The following is an 18,009-nucleotide window of genomic DNA, read 5'->3' on the forward strand; positions in this document are numbered from 1 at the left end:
GCTGAAAACAGTTGCTGAAGTTTTCGGCAACTTCTTGCGACAGTGAAGTCAGCAGGAGGAATCATGGCCAGAAAAACCGTGGCCGCTGCACTCGCCCTCGTGGCGGGAGCTGCCGCTGTGGCCGTCACGGGAAACGCCCCGGCGCAGGCCGCCCCGCCCGGCGAGAAGGACGTCACCGCGGTGATGTTCGAATGGAAGTTCAGCTCCATCGCCCGCGAGTGCACCGACCGCCTCGGCCCCGCCGGATACGGATACGTCCAGGTCTCCCCGCCCCAGGAACACCTCCAGGGCGGCCAGTGGTGGACCTCGTACCAGCCCGTCAGCTACAAGATCGCCGGACGTCTGGGCGACCGCACCGCCTTCAAGAGCATGATCGACACCTGCCACGCGGCCGGCGTCAAGGTCGTCGCCGACTCCGTCATCAACCACATGGCGAACGGCTCCGGTACGGGAACGGGCGGGACCCCGTTCTCCAAGTACGACTACCCGGGCCTCTACTCCGGCTCCGACATGGACGACTGCCGCTCCTCGATCACCAACTACCAGGACCGCGGCAACGTCCAGAACTGCGAACTGGTCCAGCTCCCCGACCTCGACACGGGCGAGGACTACGTCCGCGGGAAGATAGCGGGCTACCTGAACGACCTGCTCTCGCTCGGCGTCGACGGCTTCCGCATCGACGCCGCCAAGCACATGCCGGCCGCCGACCTCGCGAACATCAAGTCGCGGCTCACCAACCCCGGCGTGTACTGGAAGCTGGAGGCCATCCACGGCGCCGGCGAGGCCGTCTCCCCGAGCGAGTACCTCGGCAGCGGGGACGTCCAGGAGTTCCGCTACGCCCGGGACCTCAAGCGGGTCCTGCAGAGCGAGAAGCTCGCCTACCTCAAGAACTTCGGCGAGGCCTGGGGCTACATGCCCTCCGGCCAGTCCGGCGTCTTCGTCGACAACCACGACACCGAGCGCGGCGGCGACACCCTCTCCTACAAGGACGGCGCGAACTACACCCTCGCCTCCGTCTTCGCCCTCGCCTGGCCCTACGGCGCCCCGGACGTCCACTCCGGCTACGAGTGGACCGACAAGGACGCCGGACCGCCCAACGGCGGCCAGGTCAACGCCTGTTACACGGACGGCTGGAAGTGCCAGCACGCCTGGCGCGAGATCTCCTCCATGGTCGGCTTCCGCAACACCGCCCGCGGCCAGGCCGTCACCGGCTGGTGGGACAACGGCAACAACGCGATCGCGTTCGGCCGCGGCAGCAAGGCCTACGTGGCCATCAACCACGAGACCTCGGCGCTCAGCCGCACCTTCCAGACCTCGCTGCCCGCCGGCACCTACTGCGACGTCCAGTCGAACACGCCCGTGACGGTGAACGGATCCGGCCAGTTCACGGCCACCCTCGGCGCCAACACCGCCCTGGCCCTGCACGTGAACGCCACCAGCTGCGGAGGCGGCACCACCACCCCGCCCGCCACCTCGGGCGCGTCCTTCAACGCCACCGCCACCACCGTGTCCGGCCAGAACATCTACGTCACCGGGAACCGCGCCGAACTCGGCAACTGGTCCCCGGCCGCCGCCCTCAAGCTCGACCCGGCCACGTACCCCGTCTGGAAGCTGACCGTCGGCCTGCCCGCCGGAACGGCCTTCGAGTACAAGTACATCCGCAAGGACGCCGCCGGAAACGTCACCTGGGAGTCCGGCGCCAACCGCACCGCGACCGTCCCCGCCTCCGGTCAGATCACGCTGAACGACACCTTCCGCAGCTGACTCTCCGCACCCGCAGGGCCGCCCCCAGCCGGGGCGGCCCTCCCACCCGTACCCCCGTCCCTCCTCCAGGGAGCACCCCCGTGACACGCAAGAGAACGGCGGTCGCACTGGCCGCCGCCCTGTGCGCCGCCCTCGTGCCGGCCGTCCCCGCGGCCGCCGCGCCCAGGCCCCCGGCCCCGCCCTCCGACCGGGCGCTCGCGGCCGAGCCCGCCCGCCAGGACCTCACCCGCGAGCAGTTCTACTTCGTCCTGCCCGACCGCTTCGCCAACGGCGACACCTCCAACGACCGGGGCGGACTCACCGGCAGCCGGACCCAGACCGGCTTCGACCCCACCGACAAGGGCTTCTACCAGGGCGGCGACCTCAAGGGCCTCACGGAGCGGCTCGACTACATCAAGGGCCTCGGCACCACCGCCATCTGGATGGCGCCGATCTTCAAGAACCGGCCCGTGCAGGGGGAGGGCAAGGACGCCTCCGCCGGCTACCACGGCTACTGGATCACCGACTTCACCCAGGTCGACCCGCACTTCGGGACCAACGAGGACCTGGAGAAGCTGATCGAGGCCGCCCACCGCAAGGGCATGAAGGTCTTCTTCGACGTCATCACCAACCACACCGCCGACACCGTCGACTACGCCGAGCAGAAGTACGGCTACCGCCCCAAGGGCGCCTACCCGTACCTCGACGCCTCGGGCCGCCCCTTCGACGACCGGGACGCCATCGGCAAGGTCGACGCGGGCTCCTTCCCGTACACCCCGGTCGGCTCCACCGAGAAGGCGGACACCAAGGTCCCCGCCTGGCTCAACGACCCCACGATGTACCACAACCGGGGCGACTCCACCTGGGTCGGCGAGTCCGCCGAGTACGGCGACTTCGTCGGTCTCGACGACCTGTGGACGGAGCGCCCCGAGGTCGTCGACGGCATGCGGAAGATCTACGAGAAGTGGGTCCGCGACTTCAAGATCGACGGATTCCGCATCGACACCGTCAAGCACGTCGACCTCGACTTCTGGACCCAGTGGGCCACCGCCCTCGACGCCTACGCCAAGAAGCAGGGCCGCGAGGACTTCTTCATGTTCGGCGAGGTCTACTCCGCCGACACCGCCGTCACCTCCCCGTACGTCACCCGGGGCCGGCTCGACGCCACCCTCGACTTCCCCTTCCAGGACGCCGCCCGCGCCTTCGCCTCCCAGGGCGCCGGAGCCGACCGCCTCGCCAAGGTCTTCGCCGAGGACTACCGGTACACCACCGACAAGGCCAACGCCTACGAGCAGGTGACCTTCCTCGGCAACCACGACATGGGCCGCATCGGCACCTTCCTCAAGCAGGACAACCCCGGCGCCTCCGACACCGAACTCGTCCGCCGGGCCACCCTCGCCAACGAGCTGATGTTCCTGTCCCGTGGCAACCCGGTGATCTACTACGGCGACGAGCAGGGCTTCACCGGCCCCGGCGGTGACAAGGACGCCCGCCAGACCCTCTTCGCCTCGAAGACCGCCGACTACCTCGACGACGACCAGCTCGGCACCGACCGCACCCACGCCACCGACGCGTACGACCCCACGCACCCGGTCTACACGTCCGTCGCCGCCCTGTCGAAGCTGACCCGCGACCACCCGGCCCTCCGCGACGGCGTCCAGCAGGAACGGTACGCCGAGGGCTCCGTCTACGCCTTCTCCCGTACGGACACGAAGACGCGCACCGAGTACCTCGTCGCCACCAACAGCGCCACCACCACGAAGACGGTCACCGTCCCCGTCGACTCGGCGAACTTCCGCGCCCTGTACGGAAGCCAGGGCGCCGTCACGGCGACCGACGGCAAGGTCACCGTCACCGTCCCCGCCCTCTCCTCCCTCGTCCTCAAGGCCGACAAGCCCCTCCCGGCCCCCGCCGTGAAGCCTTCCGTCAGCCTCAAGGCGCCCGCCGCCGGAGCCACCGGCACCGTCGAGCTCACCGCCGACGTCAGCGGCGGCGGCCTCAACCGCGTCGTCTTCGCCGCCCAGACCGGCAACGGCCGCTGGCAGACCCTCGGCACCGCCGACCACGCCCCCTACAAGGTCACCCAGCACGTCACCGCCCCCGCCGGCACCGCCCTGCGCTACAAGGCCGTCGTCGTCGACAGCACGGGCCGCACCGCGAGCGCCACCGCCGCAAGCACCGCCGGACAGGCCCCCGCGCCCGAGAAGCCGGTCGCCGTCGAGCGCACGTACGCCGTCGTCCACTACAAGCGCGAGGACGGGAACTACGACGGCTGGACCCTGAAGGCCGCAGGCCAGGAAGCCGCCTTCACCGGCCGCGACGCCCACGGCGCCTTCGCCTGGGTCAAGGTCCCCGAGGGCGCCTCCACCGTCGCGTACACCGTCGAGCGGAACGGCACCACCGACGGCCCGCAGCGGAGCGTCAACCTGGGCCGCACCGGCGAGGTCTGGATCACCCAGGGCCAGGACGGCCAGTCCGACACGAACCCGGCCCCCACCGCCCCGGACAAGACCAAGGCCGTCCTCCACTACCAGCGCCCGGACGGGAACTACGACGGCTGGGGCCTCCACACCTGGACCGGCGCCGCCCAGCCCACCGACTGGTCCAAGCCCCTCATGCCGACCCGGATCGACGCCTACGGCGCCGTCTACGAGGTCCCGCTCACCGAGGGCGCGAGCTCCCTCTCGTACATCCTCCACAAGGGCGACGAGAAGGACCTGCCCACCGACCAGTCCCTCGACCTCGCGAGCCTCGGCCACGAGGTGTGGCTGCTCTCCGGACAGCAGAAGTACCTGCTCCCGACCGTCGGCGGCGCCCCGAACCTGGACCTCGGCAAGGCCGAGGCCCAGTGGATCGACCGCGACACCGTCGTCTGGAAGGTCAAGGCCACCGAGGCCACCAGCCAGCAGCTCGTGTACGCGAAGGACGGCGGGATCACCGTCACCGACGGCGCACTGAACACCGAGGGCCAGTGGCTCCGGCTCACCTCCTCCTCGCTGACTGACGCCCAGAAGGCGAAGTACCCGCACCTCAAGGAGTACCCGGCCTTCACCGTCGACCCCCGGGACAGGGACCGCGTCCGCGGCTCCCTGCGCGGCCAGCTCGTCGCCACCCAGCGCGCCGCCAACGGCGCCCTGCTCGCCGCCACCGGCGTGCAGACCGCCGGAATCCTCGACGACCTGTACGCGCAGAAGGCCACTGGCGCCGCTCTCGGCCCCGTCTTCCGCGGCGGCAAGGTCGGCCTCTCCCTGTGGGCCCCCACCGCCCAGTCCGTGGCCCTCGAACTCGACGGCCGGACCGTTCCCATGCGCCGCGACGACAGCTCCGGCGTCTGGTCCGTCACCGGCCCGAAGTCCTGGACGGGCAAGCCGTACCGCTACGTGGTGAAGGTCTGGGCGCCCACCGTCCAGAAGGTCGTCGTGAACAAGGTCACCGACCCCTACTCCACCGCCCTCACCACCGACTCCGCCCGCAGCCTCGTCGTCGACCTCACCGACCCGAAGCTCGCCCCGCAGGGCTGGAAGACCCTGAAGAAGCCGGCGGCCGTTCCGCTGCGCGACGCCCAGATCCAGGAACTCCACGTCCGCGACTTCTCGATCGCCGACCCCACGGCCGAGGACGCCCACCAGGGCACCTTCCTCGCCTTCACCGACAAGAACAGCAAGGGCTCACAGCACCTGAAGGCGCTCGCCGCCTCCGGCACCTCCTACGTCCACCTCCTCCCGGCCTTCGACATCGGCACCATCCCCGAGAAGAAGTCCGACCAGAAGGCCCCCGCCTGCGACCTGAAGGTCTACGCCCCCGACTCCGAGGAGCAGCAGGCCTGCGTGGCAGCCGCCGCGGCCAAGGACGCCTACAACTGGGGCTACGACCCGCTGCACTACACCGTCCCCGAGGGCTCCTACGCCACCGACCCCGAAGGCACCCGCCGCACGGTCGAGTTCCGGCAGATGGTCCAGGCCCTCAACGGCACCGGCCTGCGCACCGTCATGGACGTCGTCTACAACCACACCGTCGCCGCCGGACAGTCCGACAAGTCCGTCCTCGACAAGATCGTCCCCGGCTACTACCAGCGCCTCCAGGCCGACGGCACCGTCGCCACCTCCACCTGCTGCGCCAACACCGCACCCGAGAACGCGATGATGGGCAAGCTCGTCGTCGACTCGATCGTCACCTGGGCCAAGGACTACAAGGTCGACGGCTTCCGCTTCGACCTCATGGGCCACCACCCCAAGGCCAACATCCTCGCCGTGCGCAAGGCCCTCGACGAGCTGACCCTCGCCGAGGACGGCGTCGACGGCAAGGCGATCATCCTCTACGGCGAGGGCTGGAACTTCGGCGAGATCGCCGACGACTCCCGCTTCGTCCAGGCCACCCAGAAGAACATGGCCGGTACGGGTGTGGCCACCTTCTCCGACCGGGCCCGCGACGCGGTGCGCGGCGGCGGCCCCTTCGACGAGGACCCGGGCGTGCAGGGCTTCGCCTCGGGCCTCTACACCGACCCCAACACCTCCACGGCGAACGGCACTCCGGAGCAGCAGAAGGCCCGCCTGCTCCACTACCAGGACCTGATCAAGGTGGGCCTGACCGGCAACCTCGCCTCGTACACCTTCACGGACACCTCGGGCCGTACGGTCAAGGGCTCCGAGGTCGACTACAACGGCGCCCCGGCCGGATACGCCGCCGCCCCCGGTGAGGCCCTCGCCTACGCCGACGCCCACGACAACGAGACCCTGTACGACGCGCTCGCCTTCAAGCTCCCGGCGTCCGTGTCCCCGGCGGACCGTGCGCGGATGCAGGTCCTCGCCATGGCGACCGCGACCCTCTCGCAGGGCCCGGCGCTCTCCCAGGCGGGCTCGGACCTGCTGCGCTCCAAGTCCCTCGACCGCAACTCGTACGACAGCGGAGACTGGTTCAACGCGATCCACTGGGACTGCGGCGACGGCAACGGCTTCGGCATCGGTCTCCCGCCGGCCCCCGACAACAAGGCCAAGTGGGGCTACGGAAAGCCGCTCCTGGTGAACCCGGCCCTGACGGTCGGCTGCGAGCAGATCGACGGCGCCTCCGCCGCGTACCGCGACCTGCAGAAGATCCGTACCACCGAGCCGGCCTTCTCCCTCGCGACCACGGGCCAGGTGCAGGACGCCCTGACCTTCCCGCTCTCGGGCCGCGAGGAGACCCCGGGCGTGATCACGATGCGCCTGGGCGACCTGGTGGTGGTCTTCAACGCGAGCCCGCGGAGCACGTCGCAGAAGATCGCCGACCTGGCGGGCACCTCGTACGCGCTGCACCCGGTGCAGGCGGCGGGCGGGGACACGGTCGTGAAGTCGTCGTCCTACGAGTCGGGTTCGGGCACCTTCACGGTCCCGGCGCGCACGGTGGCGGTGTTCACGGCAGGGTGATCGCCCGCTCCATGAGCGTGACCCCGTAACGCGTGCCGTCGGCGGCGAGCTTCCCCGGCTCCTCGCCGACGACCCGGTAGCCCGCGGCTTCGTAGTACGTACGGAGCCGCGGGTTGCTCGACACGCAGTCGAGGCGGGCGACCGCCCGCCCGCCGGCCGCGATCCGTCCCTCCGCGTGGGCGAGCAGCGCCCGTCCGGTCCCGGCGGGCGCCGCTCCCCGGTCCGTCATCAGCCGGTGGACATAGCCGGCGACCGGCGGCTGCGGCCCCCAGGCCTGCTCGTCCTCCCACCACAGCTCGTACGCGCCGACCGTGCGGCCCGCGTGGCGGGCAAGCCACACCTCACCGGCGGCGATGCGTCCCCGGAAGTGCTCCGCGCTCTTCCCGCCCGGCTTCCACTGGTCGATCCCGTTCCGCGCCATCCAGCGGGCTGCCCCGTCGAACAGCCCCACCAGAAGGTCCAGGTCGCCGTCGTCCGCCTGCCGGAAGGTCACTTGTGTCGTCATGGCGATCACCGTAAGGCTGTGGCCAGACATCCGTAGAACCGGGGAGTGACCCTCATGCCGCAGATCACCGTCGACTACACCGCACCCCTCGAACGCCGCGCCTTCGCAGCCGCCCTGCACCCGTTCGTCGTGAAGACGGTCGACACGACGCTCGACGCCTGCAAGACCCGCTTCCGGGAGGTCGAGGAATTCCTCGTCGGCGACGGAACGCCCCGGGACGTCATCGTGCACGTAGAGATCGCCCTGCTGCCCGGCCGTTCGGACGAACTCAAGGCCCAGCTGGCGGAAGGCGTGCTCGACCTGCTGCCCCACTACCTCTGGACCACGGACGGCGTACGCCTCTCCGTCGAGGTCCGCGACCTCGAACCGTCCTACCGCAAGCGCTGATCGGGTACGGAGGCCAGGTCGCCCGACACCGTCGGAACGAGCGCGACGAGCCGGGCCACCAGCTCCCCGAAGGGGCCGTCGGCCGGCTCGTCCGCGAGGATGCCGACCAGGATCTCCGCCATGTCCGCGTCGTACGCGGCACTCACCGCCGCGAGCGCCGCGAAGTCGTGCACCAGCTGCAACTCCAGCTCCGCGCGCGGTACCCGGCGCCCGTCCAGCCAGATCAGCGCCGTCGACTCGGCGAGCGACACCCAGGACCGGACGACCAACTCCAGCCGGGCCGAGGGGTTCTCGACCCCGAGATGGGCGAGGATCTGCACGTACGCGGCGTGCCGCACCTCGTCGATCATCGCGTTCGTCGTCGAGGAACCCACCGCGGGCCCGCCCCGCATCAACGCCGCGAATCCCGGCCCGTGGTCGTCGACGAAGTCGAAGAACCGGCCCATCACCCGCAACAGCCGCGCCCCCAGCGGCCCCTGCGGCGGCTCCACGAACCTGGCCGCCAACTCGTCGGCCGCGCGCCGGAGGGCCGCCTCGTAGAGGCTCTGCTTGCCGGGGAAGTAGTGGTAGACCAGCGGCCGCGAGATCCCCGCGGCCGCGGCGATCTCGTCGATGGAGACCTCGTCGGGAGAGCGGTGGCTGAAGAGTTCGAGGGCAACCCCGATCAACTGCTGCTTGCGCTCCTCGACGCCCATTCTGCGGCGCACCCCGGTCGTCATACGAACAGCCTAACGTCGTCCGATACGCTCCTGCCCCATGAGCGCTTCCGACCAGGACACCCAGGCCGTCAAGGCCACCGAGGCCCCGGAGGCCCCCGAGGCCGAAGAGGCCGCCGAGCTCGACGAGACGGACGAGGGCGACGAACTCGACGGGACGGACGAGGCCGACAGCGAGCCCGCCGACGACGATGAGCCCGCCGACGGCGACGAGCCCGCCGACGGCGACGAGCCCGCCGACGGCGACGAGCCCGCGGACGACGCCGAGGTCGTCGACGACGAGGACCCCGCCGCCGGGAACGGCCTCACGCCCAAGCAGGCGCGGCGACTGCGCGTCGCCGCCGCCTCCGTGCTGCTCGTCGCGATGGCCGTCGTCCTGGTGATCCGCCTCGCGAGCCGGACGTCCGTCCTGGTCGTCGGTGTGTACGGACTCGCGATGATCCTCTGCGGGATCGTGATCGAGCTGTCCCGCAACGGCCGTACGCGGCTGGGCACCTGGCTCCTGGTGGGAGGCCTCCTCGCCGCGCTGGCCCTCGACTGGCTGGTCCTGCCGTAGGGCCCGTCTACAGATCGAGTACGAGCCGCTCTCCCGCACAGCGCGAGACGCAGATCAGCATCGAGTCGTCCCGCTCGGCGTCGGTGAGCAGCTCGTCCCGGTGGTCGATCTCGCCCTCCAGGACCCGCTGACGGCAGGTTCCGCAGAAGCCCTGCCGGCAGGAGTACATGAGGCCCGGGACCTCCTCGTGGACCGCCGCGAGGACCGACTGGTCCGCCGCCACCCGCACCGTACGCCCGGAGCGGCGGAGCTCGACCTCGAAGGCCGTGCCTCCGGTCGTCGCGGCGGCCGAGAAGCGTTCGAGCCGCGGGGCCCGGCCCTCCGGCACAGCCGCCGTCACGGCGTCCATCAGCCCGTCGGGACCACAGCAGTAGACGGGCGTCTCGGCCGACACGTCGGCGAGGAACCCCAGGTCGGGAAGGCCGGACTCGTCCTCGGCGACGACGGTCACCCGGTTCCCGGCCCGGCCCAGTGCCTCGATGTCCGCCAGATACGGCATGGTGGCGCGGCTGCGTCCGCAGTACACGAGCCGCCAGTCCGCCCCGGCCGCCTCGGCGGCGCGCAGCATCGGCAGGACCGGGGTGATGCCGATGCCGCCGGCGACGAAGACGTACGCGGGGGAGTCGACGAGCGGGAAGCGGTTGCGCGGTCCCCGGATCTCGATCTCGACGCCCTCGTGGAGCTGCTCGTGGACCTCGCGCGAGCCGCCCCGGCCGCCCTGTCCGGTCTCGATCAGCCGGGTCGCCACGGTGTACGTGGTGGGGTCGGTCGGGTCGCCGCAGAGCGAGTACTGCCGGACGAGCCCGGAGGGCAGGACGAGGTCGATGTGCGCGCCGGGCTGCCAGCCGGGCAACCCCCGTGCTGCCAGGCGCAGTTCGACGACCCCGTCGGCCGGTGTGGCGCGCGAGGTGACGACGGCCTTCCGGGGGACGGTGCTGCCCCGGCCGTATCCGGACACGGGCTCGTCGAGGGCGGGCATCGGCCACAGCGGGGCGGTGGTCATGCGGCTGCGGACGGCGCGGCGGACGAGCAGCGCGGCCCCGGCGACGAGGGCGACGGTGGTGAACCGGGGCATCAGTGGCCTCCGTTGGCGCCGGGCGAGGTCGCCAGGTAGGCCATCGCCTGTGCGGTGTCACCCTCCTGGGAGGGGTGGTAGGCGCGGCTGAGGTAGCGGGGTATCGAGCGCAGCATGTCCGGGGTGGAGGGCAGCACGCCCTGTCGGCCCTTGCGGACGAACTGGCCGAAGGAGGCCTTGCCGTCGAGCAGGGTGGGGTCGTTCTCCATGAAGAAGCGGACGCCCCGCTGCCAGAGGAAGACGAGCGCGGAGAACGCGAGCGCCCAGGTGCGGGCGCGGCGCCGGTATCCGCCGTCGAGGTGCATGAACAGTTCGAAGGCGACCGAGCGGTGCTCGACCTCCTCGGCGCCGTGCCAGCGCAGCAGGTCGAGCATGGTGGGGTCGGCGCCGACCCGGTCGAGCTCGTCGGCGTTGAGCACCCAGTTGCCGAGGAAGGCGGTGTAGTGCTCGATCGCGGCGATCATCGCGACCCGCTCCATCAGCCACCAGCGGCGCGGCCGGCCCGGCGGCAGGGTCCGGTCCCCGAGGAGCTTCTCGAAGAACCAGTCGACCTGCGCGGTGTACGGGGTCGGGTCGAGGCCCTGCTCGCGGAGGTGGGGCAGGACGTCGTCGTGGGCCTGGGAGTGGATGGCCTCCTGGCCGATGAAGCCGATGACGTCCGCGCGCAGCCGGTCGTCGGTGATGTACGGCAGCGCCTGCTTGTAGACGTGCACGAACCAGCGTTCGCCGGCCGGGAGCAGCAGGTGCAGCACGTTGATGGTGTGCGTGGTGAAGGGATCGCCGGGTACCCAGTGGAGCGGAGTCTCCTCCCAGTCGAAGCGGACCTTTCGGGCCTTGAGCTCGACGTGCTCCGACGCCACCGGTGCAGGCTGCGTATTAGACATGGCGTCAATGTACTGAGGGGTACTGCGGTGGCAACAGGGGCGTGCACGGTCTTTTCGGCCGGTGGGGGAGGGGACGCCCAGGCCGCCCCGCCTCTCTCCCCTGCCTCTCCCTCGCCTCCCACTCGCCTCCCACTCGCCACTCACCTCAGGGCGCCCGTCCGGGTCCCGTCCCGCAAGGTGCCGTCGAGGTCGGCGCGGGCCCCGGCCGCGGCCTTCACGGCCAGCAGGGGGCCGTCGGACCGCCCCTTCACCCCGCCGGAGGTCTCCAGGGCGGTGAAGTCCGGACTCCCGGCGGCCAGCACGTACCAGCCACCTCCGGGAGCCTGCCAGAGCACCCCGGCCAGGACCCGGGGATCGCGCACGCCGCAGGCGGGCGACCCCTCGGAACGGGCCGCGAGCGCGGCGGGCACGGTCGGAGACGGAACCAGGAACTGGGCGAGGACCCGGCTGCCGGCGCCACGCCAGGTCTCCGCGCGGGTGCACAGCCAGGTGCCGGTCCCGGCGCCCTCGGGCAGGGGCTGTCGGGCGAACCGCCAGGCGTTCACGGACCGGACGCCGTGCGCCCGTACCGCCGCCAGCTGGCAGGCGGTCCGCGCCCAGGCCTCGCGCGCCTCGGGGCTCGTGGCGTCGGCCGGTGCGGCGGGCGGCCCCCAGAGGAGCCGGGCGGGCGCGAGCTCGCCGAGATCGGCGAGCAGCCGGAGCCCGGAACCGTCCCGCACCTGAAGGGTGTTCCAGCGGGTGCAGCCCCTCGCGAGCGCGGGACTGGTCATCGGCTCGGTCACCCCACCGGCGTCACGCCCCAGCGGCCTCGCGTCCGCGCCGGGCGCGAGAAGATCCCGTACGGCGGTCTCCCGCACCCAAGGGGCCGTCAGATAACGGACGTTGCCGGCGGCGCGGGACAGGACCAGCGCGGCCGAGCCGACGGCGTCGGCCCCGTCGGTCCGCGCGAAGTCGAGCGCGGTCCCGGCCGTACCCCCGACCGGCTCCGCGTACCGCACGGCCCGCAGCCCGTCGTGGAGGAGCACCACCCGGGCCCCGTCGACCACCCCGGCGAAGAGCAACTGGGGCGGGCCCATGGGCGGGCCGACCGGTGTCCCCGGCGTGGCGGAGGACCGCACGGTCGCGCCGGGCCGCGCCCACACGGCGAGCGCCCGCCGCAGCAGCGCGCGGTCCCCGGTGAGCGCCCCCCGCGCGGGCCACACGGAGAAGTCCTGCCGGGTGGAACCGGGCCAGACCTCCGGGGCGACGCGCTTGAGGGCCCCGGGGTCGAGAGCGGCCTCGGCGGCGGGGTTACGGGCGTACGAGGGCGCAGCAGCACCGTTTCTGCCCCAGCCGTCCCCGGGCAGCCCGAGCAGCGCCCCGCACACGAGCAACGCGGCGACGGCGACGACCCCGGCCCGCGCGTGCTGCCGCCGCCGTAACAGATCGGTGGGCCGCGCCTGCAGCGCACAGGGATCGAACTCGTCGGACTCGAGCAGGGCGCCGCCACTGCGGCCCGTTCGGCCCGCACGGCCGGATGCGCCGGGCCCCGTCCGGTCGCCCGCGGCTCCGGCCCCGCCCGGTCCGCCCTGTTCGCCGACCCTGACCGCGGGGCCGGCCCCGCCCCCGGCCCGCGCGGCGGCCGGGTCGGTCCCGTACCCCTCAGGTCCACCCGTCGGCCCGATCTCCAGTTCGTCCAGCGCGTCCGCCTCCGCCAGCGCCGACGCCGGGTCCGCCACCCCCGCTGCCGCGAGCACCCGCAGGACCTCCGCGTCGCCCTGGCGTTCCAGGCCCCGCAGGACGCAGGCCGCGCGGCCCGGGCCGGACAGCCGGGACAGCCGCTGGTCCAGGGCGAGTTCGTCCGCGCCCCCCACCCGGGGGAACAACCGCAGCCCCCACACGTGCGGCAGCAACGGCGGGAACTGCGCCCGGCGCGGCAGCGCGAGGCGCCGCAACGGCAGCCCCGCGACGAGTGCCTGCCGCAGCACCTCACCCCGTACGTACGCGTAACCGGGGTCGACCGCGTCCTCGGCGAGCCGGGGCTCCGGCACGGCCGGGCCCACGACCCGGCGGCGCGGCAGCGAACGCTGGACGAGCGCGTGCGCGGTCAGCACCCGGCGGTTGCGGCCGAGCGACGGCGGCAGCACGAGGTAGGCGATGCGGACGAGACGCGGATAGTGCTCGACGAGCGCGGCCTCGGCCTGCTCGACGTCGACGGGGCCCACGGGCGAGGAGGGAACGAGATCCTTGGTGCTCACGTTCAGCAGAACGAGCGATTCTTCCGATGGTCACCCCGGCGGCCCGGCGGCCCGGGCGACCCGCCACCCCGGCGACCCGGCGACCCGCCACCCCGGCGGCCCCGGCATCCTGGCACCCCCGCCCCCCGGCCGCCCGCTGGTCAGAAGGAGCCCCGCGACGCGGACGCCCCACCCGCCTCACCCCGCGCGAACCGTCAGCCGCTCACGGATCCGCTCCGTCACCTCGTCCGCGACCCCGAGCCCCTCCCGTACGTACCGCTCCATCGACCCGTGCCGGACCGCCACTTCGTCGAGCGCCGCGTCCAGGTACTGCGGCAGCACCCCGATCAGATCGAGCGCCAGGTCCGGGTCGCCGCCCTGGGCCGTGAACCCCTCGATCATCGGCGCGAACGCCTGCCGTACGGCCGTGTTGACCGACAGATACTCCTCCCGCACGGTCTCCTCGTCCGCGCCGAGCAGCAACAGGACGACCGTCGCCGCCCACCCCGTCCGGTCCTTGCCCGCCGAACAGTGGAAGAGCAGCGGACCGGCGTCCCGAGCGCCCAGCTCGGTGAGGAGGGTGCGGTAGGCGAGCCGGGCGGACTCGCCGGAGACGAAGGCCCGGTACGTCCGGGCGAAGGCCGCCCGGACCTGGCCCCCGCCGAGGAGCTCCTCGGCGAGCGCCGGGTCGGTGAGCAGCGCCTTCAGGCGGGCGGCGGGCGGCAGCCCACTGGTGGCCAGATGGTCGGCGAGCACGTCCGCGACGAGGCCGTGGGCACCCGTGGGGAGCCGGTCGGGCCGGTCGGCGCGCTCGGTCTCCGTACGGAAGTCGACGACCGTACGGATGCCCAGCGCGGCCACGGTGGGCTCGGCCGGGTCGAGCCGGTCGAGCTGGGCGGAACGCAGGACGAGGCCGGGACGGACGGAACGCCCGGCGGCGAGCGGCAGACCGCCCAGGTCACGGAGGTTGGCGACGGAGGTGGCGGGGATGGCGGGCATGACGTCGACTCCTCCGGTACGTACACGTTCGTGTCGACCGTAGTGGATCGCCTCGATATAGGCAGTTTCAGCCACTCTTCGCGACGGCGCCCCGGCCACCCCGACCCACCCCGACCCACCTCCCCCGTCTCACCCCTCCGCGAGCGCCGCCAACACCTCCGCCTCCCGCTCGGGCGAGAGCCCGACCTGCGGCCGGTCCGGGCGCTGGGGCGCCGCGCCCCCGATCGATTCCAGCCACGCCCACGTGTCCGCGACCGTCTCCGCCGCCGACCGGCAGCGCAGCCCCGTCGCGAGGGCGCGGGAGACGTCGGCGGCGTGCATCGCGTCGTACATCTCGCCCGGCGGCAGCCACACCGGCAGCTCCGACCACGGCGCGACCCCGGCCTTGACCAGCGCCTCCGAGTCGGTCCAGCGGAGTTCGGCGGCGGAGCCGGTGACCTGGACGCACGCGTCGAGCAGGTCGCCCATGGTCACGTGCCCGGGCGGCGAGACGAGGTTGTACGGCCCCGAGAGCCCCGCGGCCACCGCGTCGAGCGTCCACTCGGCCAGGTCGCGGACGTCGATGTACTGGACCGACAGCGCGGCGGGCCCGGGGGCGAGGACCGGGCCGCCGCGCGCGATCCGGCCCAGCCACCAGGGAAGCCGGCCCACGTTCTCGTACGGGCCGAGGATGAGGCCCGCCCGGACGAGCAGCGTCCGGTCCGCACCGAACGCGGCGGTGGCGGCGAGCTCGCCGCCCCGCTTGGCCTCGGCGTACGGCACGTCCCCGTCGTCGGCCGAACCCTCCACCAGCGGGCCGTCCTCGGCGAGCCCGGCCGCCGCCGGCCACGCGTACACCGAACGGCTCGACACATACGCGTACCGCCCGACCCGGTCGGCGAGCAGCCGCGCCACGTCCCGCACCGCGGACGGTGCGGCCGACCAGGTGTCCACGACGGCGTCCCAGGAACCCGTCGCGAGGGCGGCGAGACCCTCCGGGCCGGTCGTGCGGTCACCGATCAGCGAGGTGACCCCGGCGGGCGCGGGGTGCCGGCCGCGATGGAAGACGGTCACCTCCCAGCCCCGGTCGAGCGCCGCCTCGACGACCGCGCGGCCGACGAATTCCGTACCTCCGAGCATCAGCAGTTTCATGATCCGAGAGTGCCCGCTGCGCACCGCACGGGACCAGGGCTTTCGCTCCGAGGGGATTCCGCCACGGGAGGAACGTCATCGGTTCGGGAGGAAGGTCATCGGGCTCGGGAGGAAGGTCATCGGTTCGGGAGGGGGTCTCGTGGCCGAAATGCGGGGGTGACACCATGACGGGCGATGACGAATGCCCGGTCGCCCCTGCGCGCCTTGCGAGCCGCCCTGTTCGCGGTGGTGTGCGTGACCTTGGCTGCCGTGGGGCATTCGTTCATGTCCGCGCACCAGCTTCCGGCGCTCGCGCTGCTCGGCGCCTTCGCCGTGACGGCCGCCGCCGCATGGGCCGCCGCGGGCCGGCGCCGGGGCGCCCCGACGATCGCGGGCGCGCTGTTCGTCCTCCAGGGCGCACTCCACCTGCTCTTCTCGATGGCCGGTGCGCACGCCGGGGACACGGGGCACCCGACGGCGGCGGCCCCGAGCCGCATGACTGGCACCCACGCGATGCACGGGACGACGGCCGCCGACGGCGCGGTCGGCATGACCGGCACGCACCACATGAGCAGCGCCCCCGGCACGGCGATGTCCATGGACATGAGCAGCGGCATGCTCGCCGCCCACCTCCTCGCCGCGCTCCTCTGCGGCCTCTGGCTGGCCCACGGCGAGGCCGCGTTCCTCACCCTCGCCCGAGCCGCCCTCGCGTACGCCTTCACCCCCCTGCGACTGATCCTCGCGCGCGTGCGGGTCCCCGACGTCCCGCGCCGGACCATCCGCAGGGCGCGCCGCGCCGCCCACCGGCCGCACACCGTCGTCCTCGCGCACACGCTCTCCCGGCGCGGCCCGCCCCGGCTGTCCGTATCCCGCGCCAAGGCCCTCGGAGCACACGTCTGACCCGGGGGTCCCTTCCCCCTGTCTGCACCGAACTCCTAGGACAGCCATGACCATCGACGATCCCGCACGCCCGGAAACTCCCGAGGCGCCACCGTCGGACACCGCCCCGGCCACGCCCACCACCCCGGCCACGCCCACCACCCCGCAGAAGCAGAAGGCGGGCACCTGGAGCGCCCTCCGCCCCCTCGTCCTCCGCCTCCACTTCTACGCGGGCGTACTCGTCGCCCCGTTCCTCCTCGTGGCCGCCGCGAGCGGTCTGCTCTACGCGCTCTCCTTCCAGGCCGAGAAGGTCGTGTACGCGCACGAGCTGGAGGTCCCCGTCGGCGAGACGACCCTCCCGCTCTCCCAGCAGGTGAACATCGCCCGCAAGGTCAACCCGAACGGCACCGTCACCGCCGTCTGGCCCGGCGCCGAACCCGGCGCGACCACCCGCGTCCTGATGGCCGACCCGGACGTCCCCGAGGACACCTCGCTGGCCGTCTTCGTGGACCCGTACACCGGGGACGTACGCGGACAGCTGCCCAGCTTCGGCAGCTCCGGCGCCCTCCCGCTGCGCACCTGGATCGACGGCCTCCACGCCGATCTGCACCTGGGCGAGATCGGCCGCAACTACAGCGAGCTGGCCGCCAGCTGGCTGTGGGTGATCGCCCTCGGCGGTCTGCTGCTCTGGCTCGGCCGCCGCAGGAAGAACCGCCGCGCACTGTTCGTCCCCGAGGGGGGCGCGAAGTCCCGCCGCCGCACGCTCTCCTGGCACGGCTCGGTCGGCCTGTGGGCGGTGACCGGACTCGTCCTGCTGTCGGCGACGGGACTGACCTGGTCGCGGTACGCGGGCGAGAACATCGGCGCCGTCCAGGACGGTCTCGGCGGCGCGACGCCCACGCTCACGGCGACCGTCGGCGGCGCGGCCGACGGCTCCTCGGAACACGAGGGCCACGGCGGCGGCCACACCGGCGGCACCACCGCCCAGGGCCCGGACATCGGCCTCGACAAGGTGCTGGAGTCGGCCCGCGCGGCCGGCATCGACAGCCCGAGGATCTCGGTGGTCCTGCCGAGCGAGGGCAAGGGCTACGTGGTCAAGGAGACGGACACGCAGTTCCCGCTCCAGCTGGACTCGGTGGCGGTGAACCCGGCGGACGGCGCGGTCATCGACCAGCTCCGCTTCGCCGACTACCCGCTCCTCGCGAAGCTCACCCGGATAGGCATCGACGCGCACACGGGTGTGTTCCTGGGCCTGTTCAACCAGCTGGCCCTCGCCGCCCTGGCGCTCGCCCTGATCCTGCTGATCCTCTGGGGCTACCGCATGTGGTGGCTGCGCCGCCCGGGTCGCCCGGTGGCCCGCGGGGCCTGGCGGAAGGTCCCGGTGACGATGCTGCTCCCGCTCCTCGCGGTGACGGCCGTCGTGGCGTGGTTCGTGCCGCTGCTCGGCATCAGCCTGGTGCTGTTCCTGACCGTGGACCTCGCCCTGGGACTGGTGTCCAGGGCGAGGAGGAAGACGACGGCAGGCTGACCGGACTAC

Annotated in this window: 13 protein-coding genes; 6 read left to right on the forward strand and 7 right to left on the reverse strand. The window is 72.6% G+C overall.

Features of this window, described 5'->3' with window-relative positions; translation table 11 throughout:
* Window positions 1–63: 63 nt before the first annotated feature.
* Both N5875_RS27770 and pulA read left to right on the forward strand, forming a co-directional pair.
* The gene (locus N5875_RS27770) at window positions 64–1,764 is read left to right on the forward strand and encodes a carbohydrate-binding module family 20 domain-containing protein (RefSeq protein ID WP_318211357.1); all 1,701 of its coding nucleotides are present in this window, start codon (window positions 64–66) and stop codon (window positions 1,762–1,764) included.
* 80 nt (window positions 1,765–1,844) lie between these two features.
* Entirely contained in the window at window positions 1,845–7,145 is a 5,301-nt protein-coding gene (pulA, locus tag N5875_RS27775) for a pullulanase-type alpha-1,6-glucosidase (protein ID WP_338496872.1), read from the forward strand.
* Here the strand turns inward: pulA and N5875_RS27780 are convergent.
* Window positions 7,132–7,650 (reverse strand): GNAT family N-acetyltransferase, encoded by a 519-nt coding sequence (locus N5875_RS27780; RefSeq protein WP_318211355.1) that lies wholly within the window; start codon window positions 7,648–7,650, stop codon window positions 7,132–7,134. The genes pulA and N5875_RS27780 overlap by 14 nt on opposite strands.
* A 54-nt stretch (window positions 7,651–7,704) precedes the next feature.
* Between N5875_RS27780 and N5875_RS27785 the strand changes: the two genes are divergently transcribed.
* Window positions 7,705–8,037 (forward strand): isomerase, encoded by a 333-nt coding sequence (locus N5875_RS27785; protein WP_318211354.1) that lies wholly within the window; start codon window positions 7,705–7,707, stop codon window positions 8,035–8,037.
* On the opposite strand, the gene N5875_RS27790 is transcribed toward N5875_RS27785, so the two are convergent.
* Entirely contained in the window at window positions 8,022–8,756 is a 735-nt protein-coding gene (locus N5875_RS27790) for a TetR/AcrR family transcriptional regulator (RefSeq protein WP_318211353.1), read from the reverse strand. The two genes, N5875_RS27785 and N5875_RS27790, sit on opposite strands and share 16 nt — an antisense overlap.
* Window positions 8,757–8,793: 37 nt before the next feature.
* On the opposite strand from N5875_RS27790, the gene N5875_RS27795 reads away from it, so the two are divergent.
* Complete coding sequence (locus N5875_RS27795) at window positions 8,794–9,309, forward strand: hypothetical protein (protein WP_338496874.1); 516 nt, start codon at window positions 8,794–8,796, stop codon at window positions 9,307–9,309.
* Window positions 9,310–9,316: 7 nt separating this feature from the next.
* On the opposite strand, the gene N5875_RS27800 is transcribed toward N5875_RS27795, so the two are convergent.
* The 5 genes from N5875_RS27800 to N5875_RS27820 all read right to left on the reverse strand — a co-directional run bounded on the left by N5875_RS27800 (window position 9,317) and on the right by N5875_RS27820 (window position 15,614).
* On the reverse strand, window positions 9,317–10,384 hold the full coding sequence (locus N5875_RS27800; protein ID WP_318211351.1) for a PDR/VanB family oxidoreductase: 1,068 nt from the start codon (window positions 10,382–10,384) through the stop codon (window positions 9,317–9,319).
* The gene (locus N5875_RS27805; RefSeq protein WP_318211350.1) at window positions 10,384–11,268 is read right to left on the reverse strand and encodes a metal-dependent hydrolase; all 885 of its coding nucleotides are present in this window, start codon (window positions 11,266–11,268) and stop codon (window positions 10,384–10,386) included. The genes N5875_RS27800 and N5875_RS27805 overlap by 1 nt, the downstream gene beginning before the upstream one ends.
* A gap of 140 nt (window positions 11,269–11,408) precedes the next feature.
* Window positions 11,409–13,505, reverse strand: coding sequence for a hypothetical protein (locus N5875_RS27810; protein ID WP_338496877.1), 2,097 nt, complete (start codon window positions 13,503–13,505; stop codon window positions 11,409–11,411).
* A gap of 177 nt (window positions 13,506–13,682) precedes the next feature.
* Window positions 13,683–14,483 carry a tyrosine-protein phosphatase gene (locus N5875_RS27815; protein WP_338496879.1) on the reverse strand — a complete coding sequence of 267 codons (801 nt, stop codon included), beginning with the start codon at window positions 14,481–14,483 and terminating at the stop codon, window positions 13,683–13,685.
* Between the two features lie 129 nt (window positions 14,484–14,612).
* Window positions 14,613–15,614 (reverse strand): NAD-dependent epimerase/dehydratase family protein, encoded by a 1,002-nt coding sequence (locus tag N5875_RS27820; protein ID WP_318211347.1) that lies wholly within the window; start codon window positions 15,612–15,614, stop codon window positions 14,613–14,615.
* Window positions 15,615–15,788: 174 nt separating this feature from the next.
* On the opposite strand from N5875_RS27820, the gene N5875_RS27825 reads away from it, so the two are divergent.
* A complete protein-coding gene (locus tag N5875_RS27825; protein ID WP_338496880.1) occupies window positions 15,789–16,493 on the forward strand; it encodes a hypothetical protein in 705 nt (234 codons plus the stop codon).
* 46 nt (window positions 16,494–16,539) lie between these two features.
* Window positions 16,540–18,000: a PepSY domain-containing protein gene (locus tag N5875_RS27830; protein WP_338496881.1), complete on the forward strand. Its 1,461-nt coding sequence runs from the start codon at window positions 16,540–16,542 to the stop codon at window positions 17,998–18,000.
* Window positions 18,001–18,009: the final 9 nt, after the last annotated feature.

It is taken from the genome of Streptomyces sp. SJL17-4 (genome assembly GCF_036826855.1).
GTDB lineage: Bacteria > Actinomycetota > Actinomycetes > Streptomycetales > Streptomycetaceae > Streptomyces.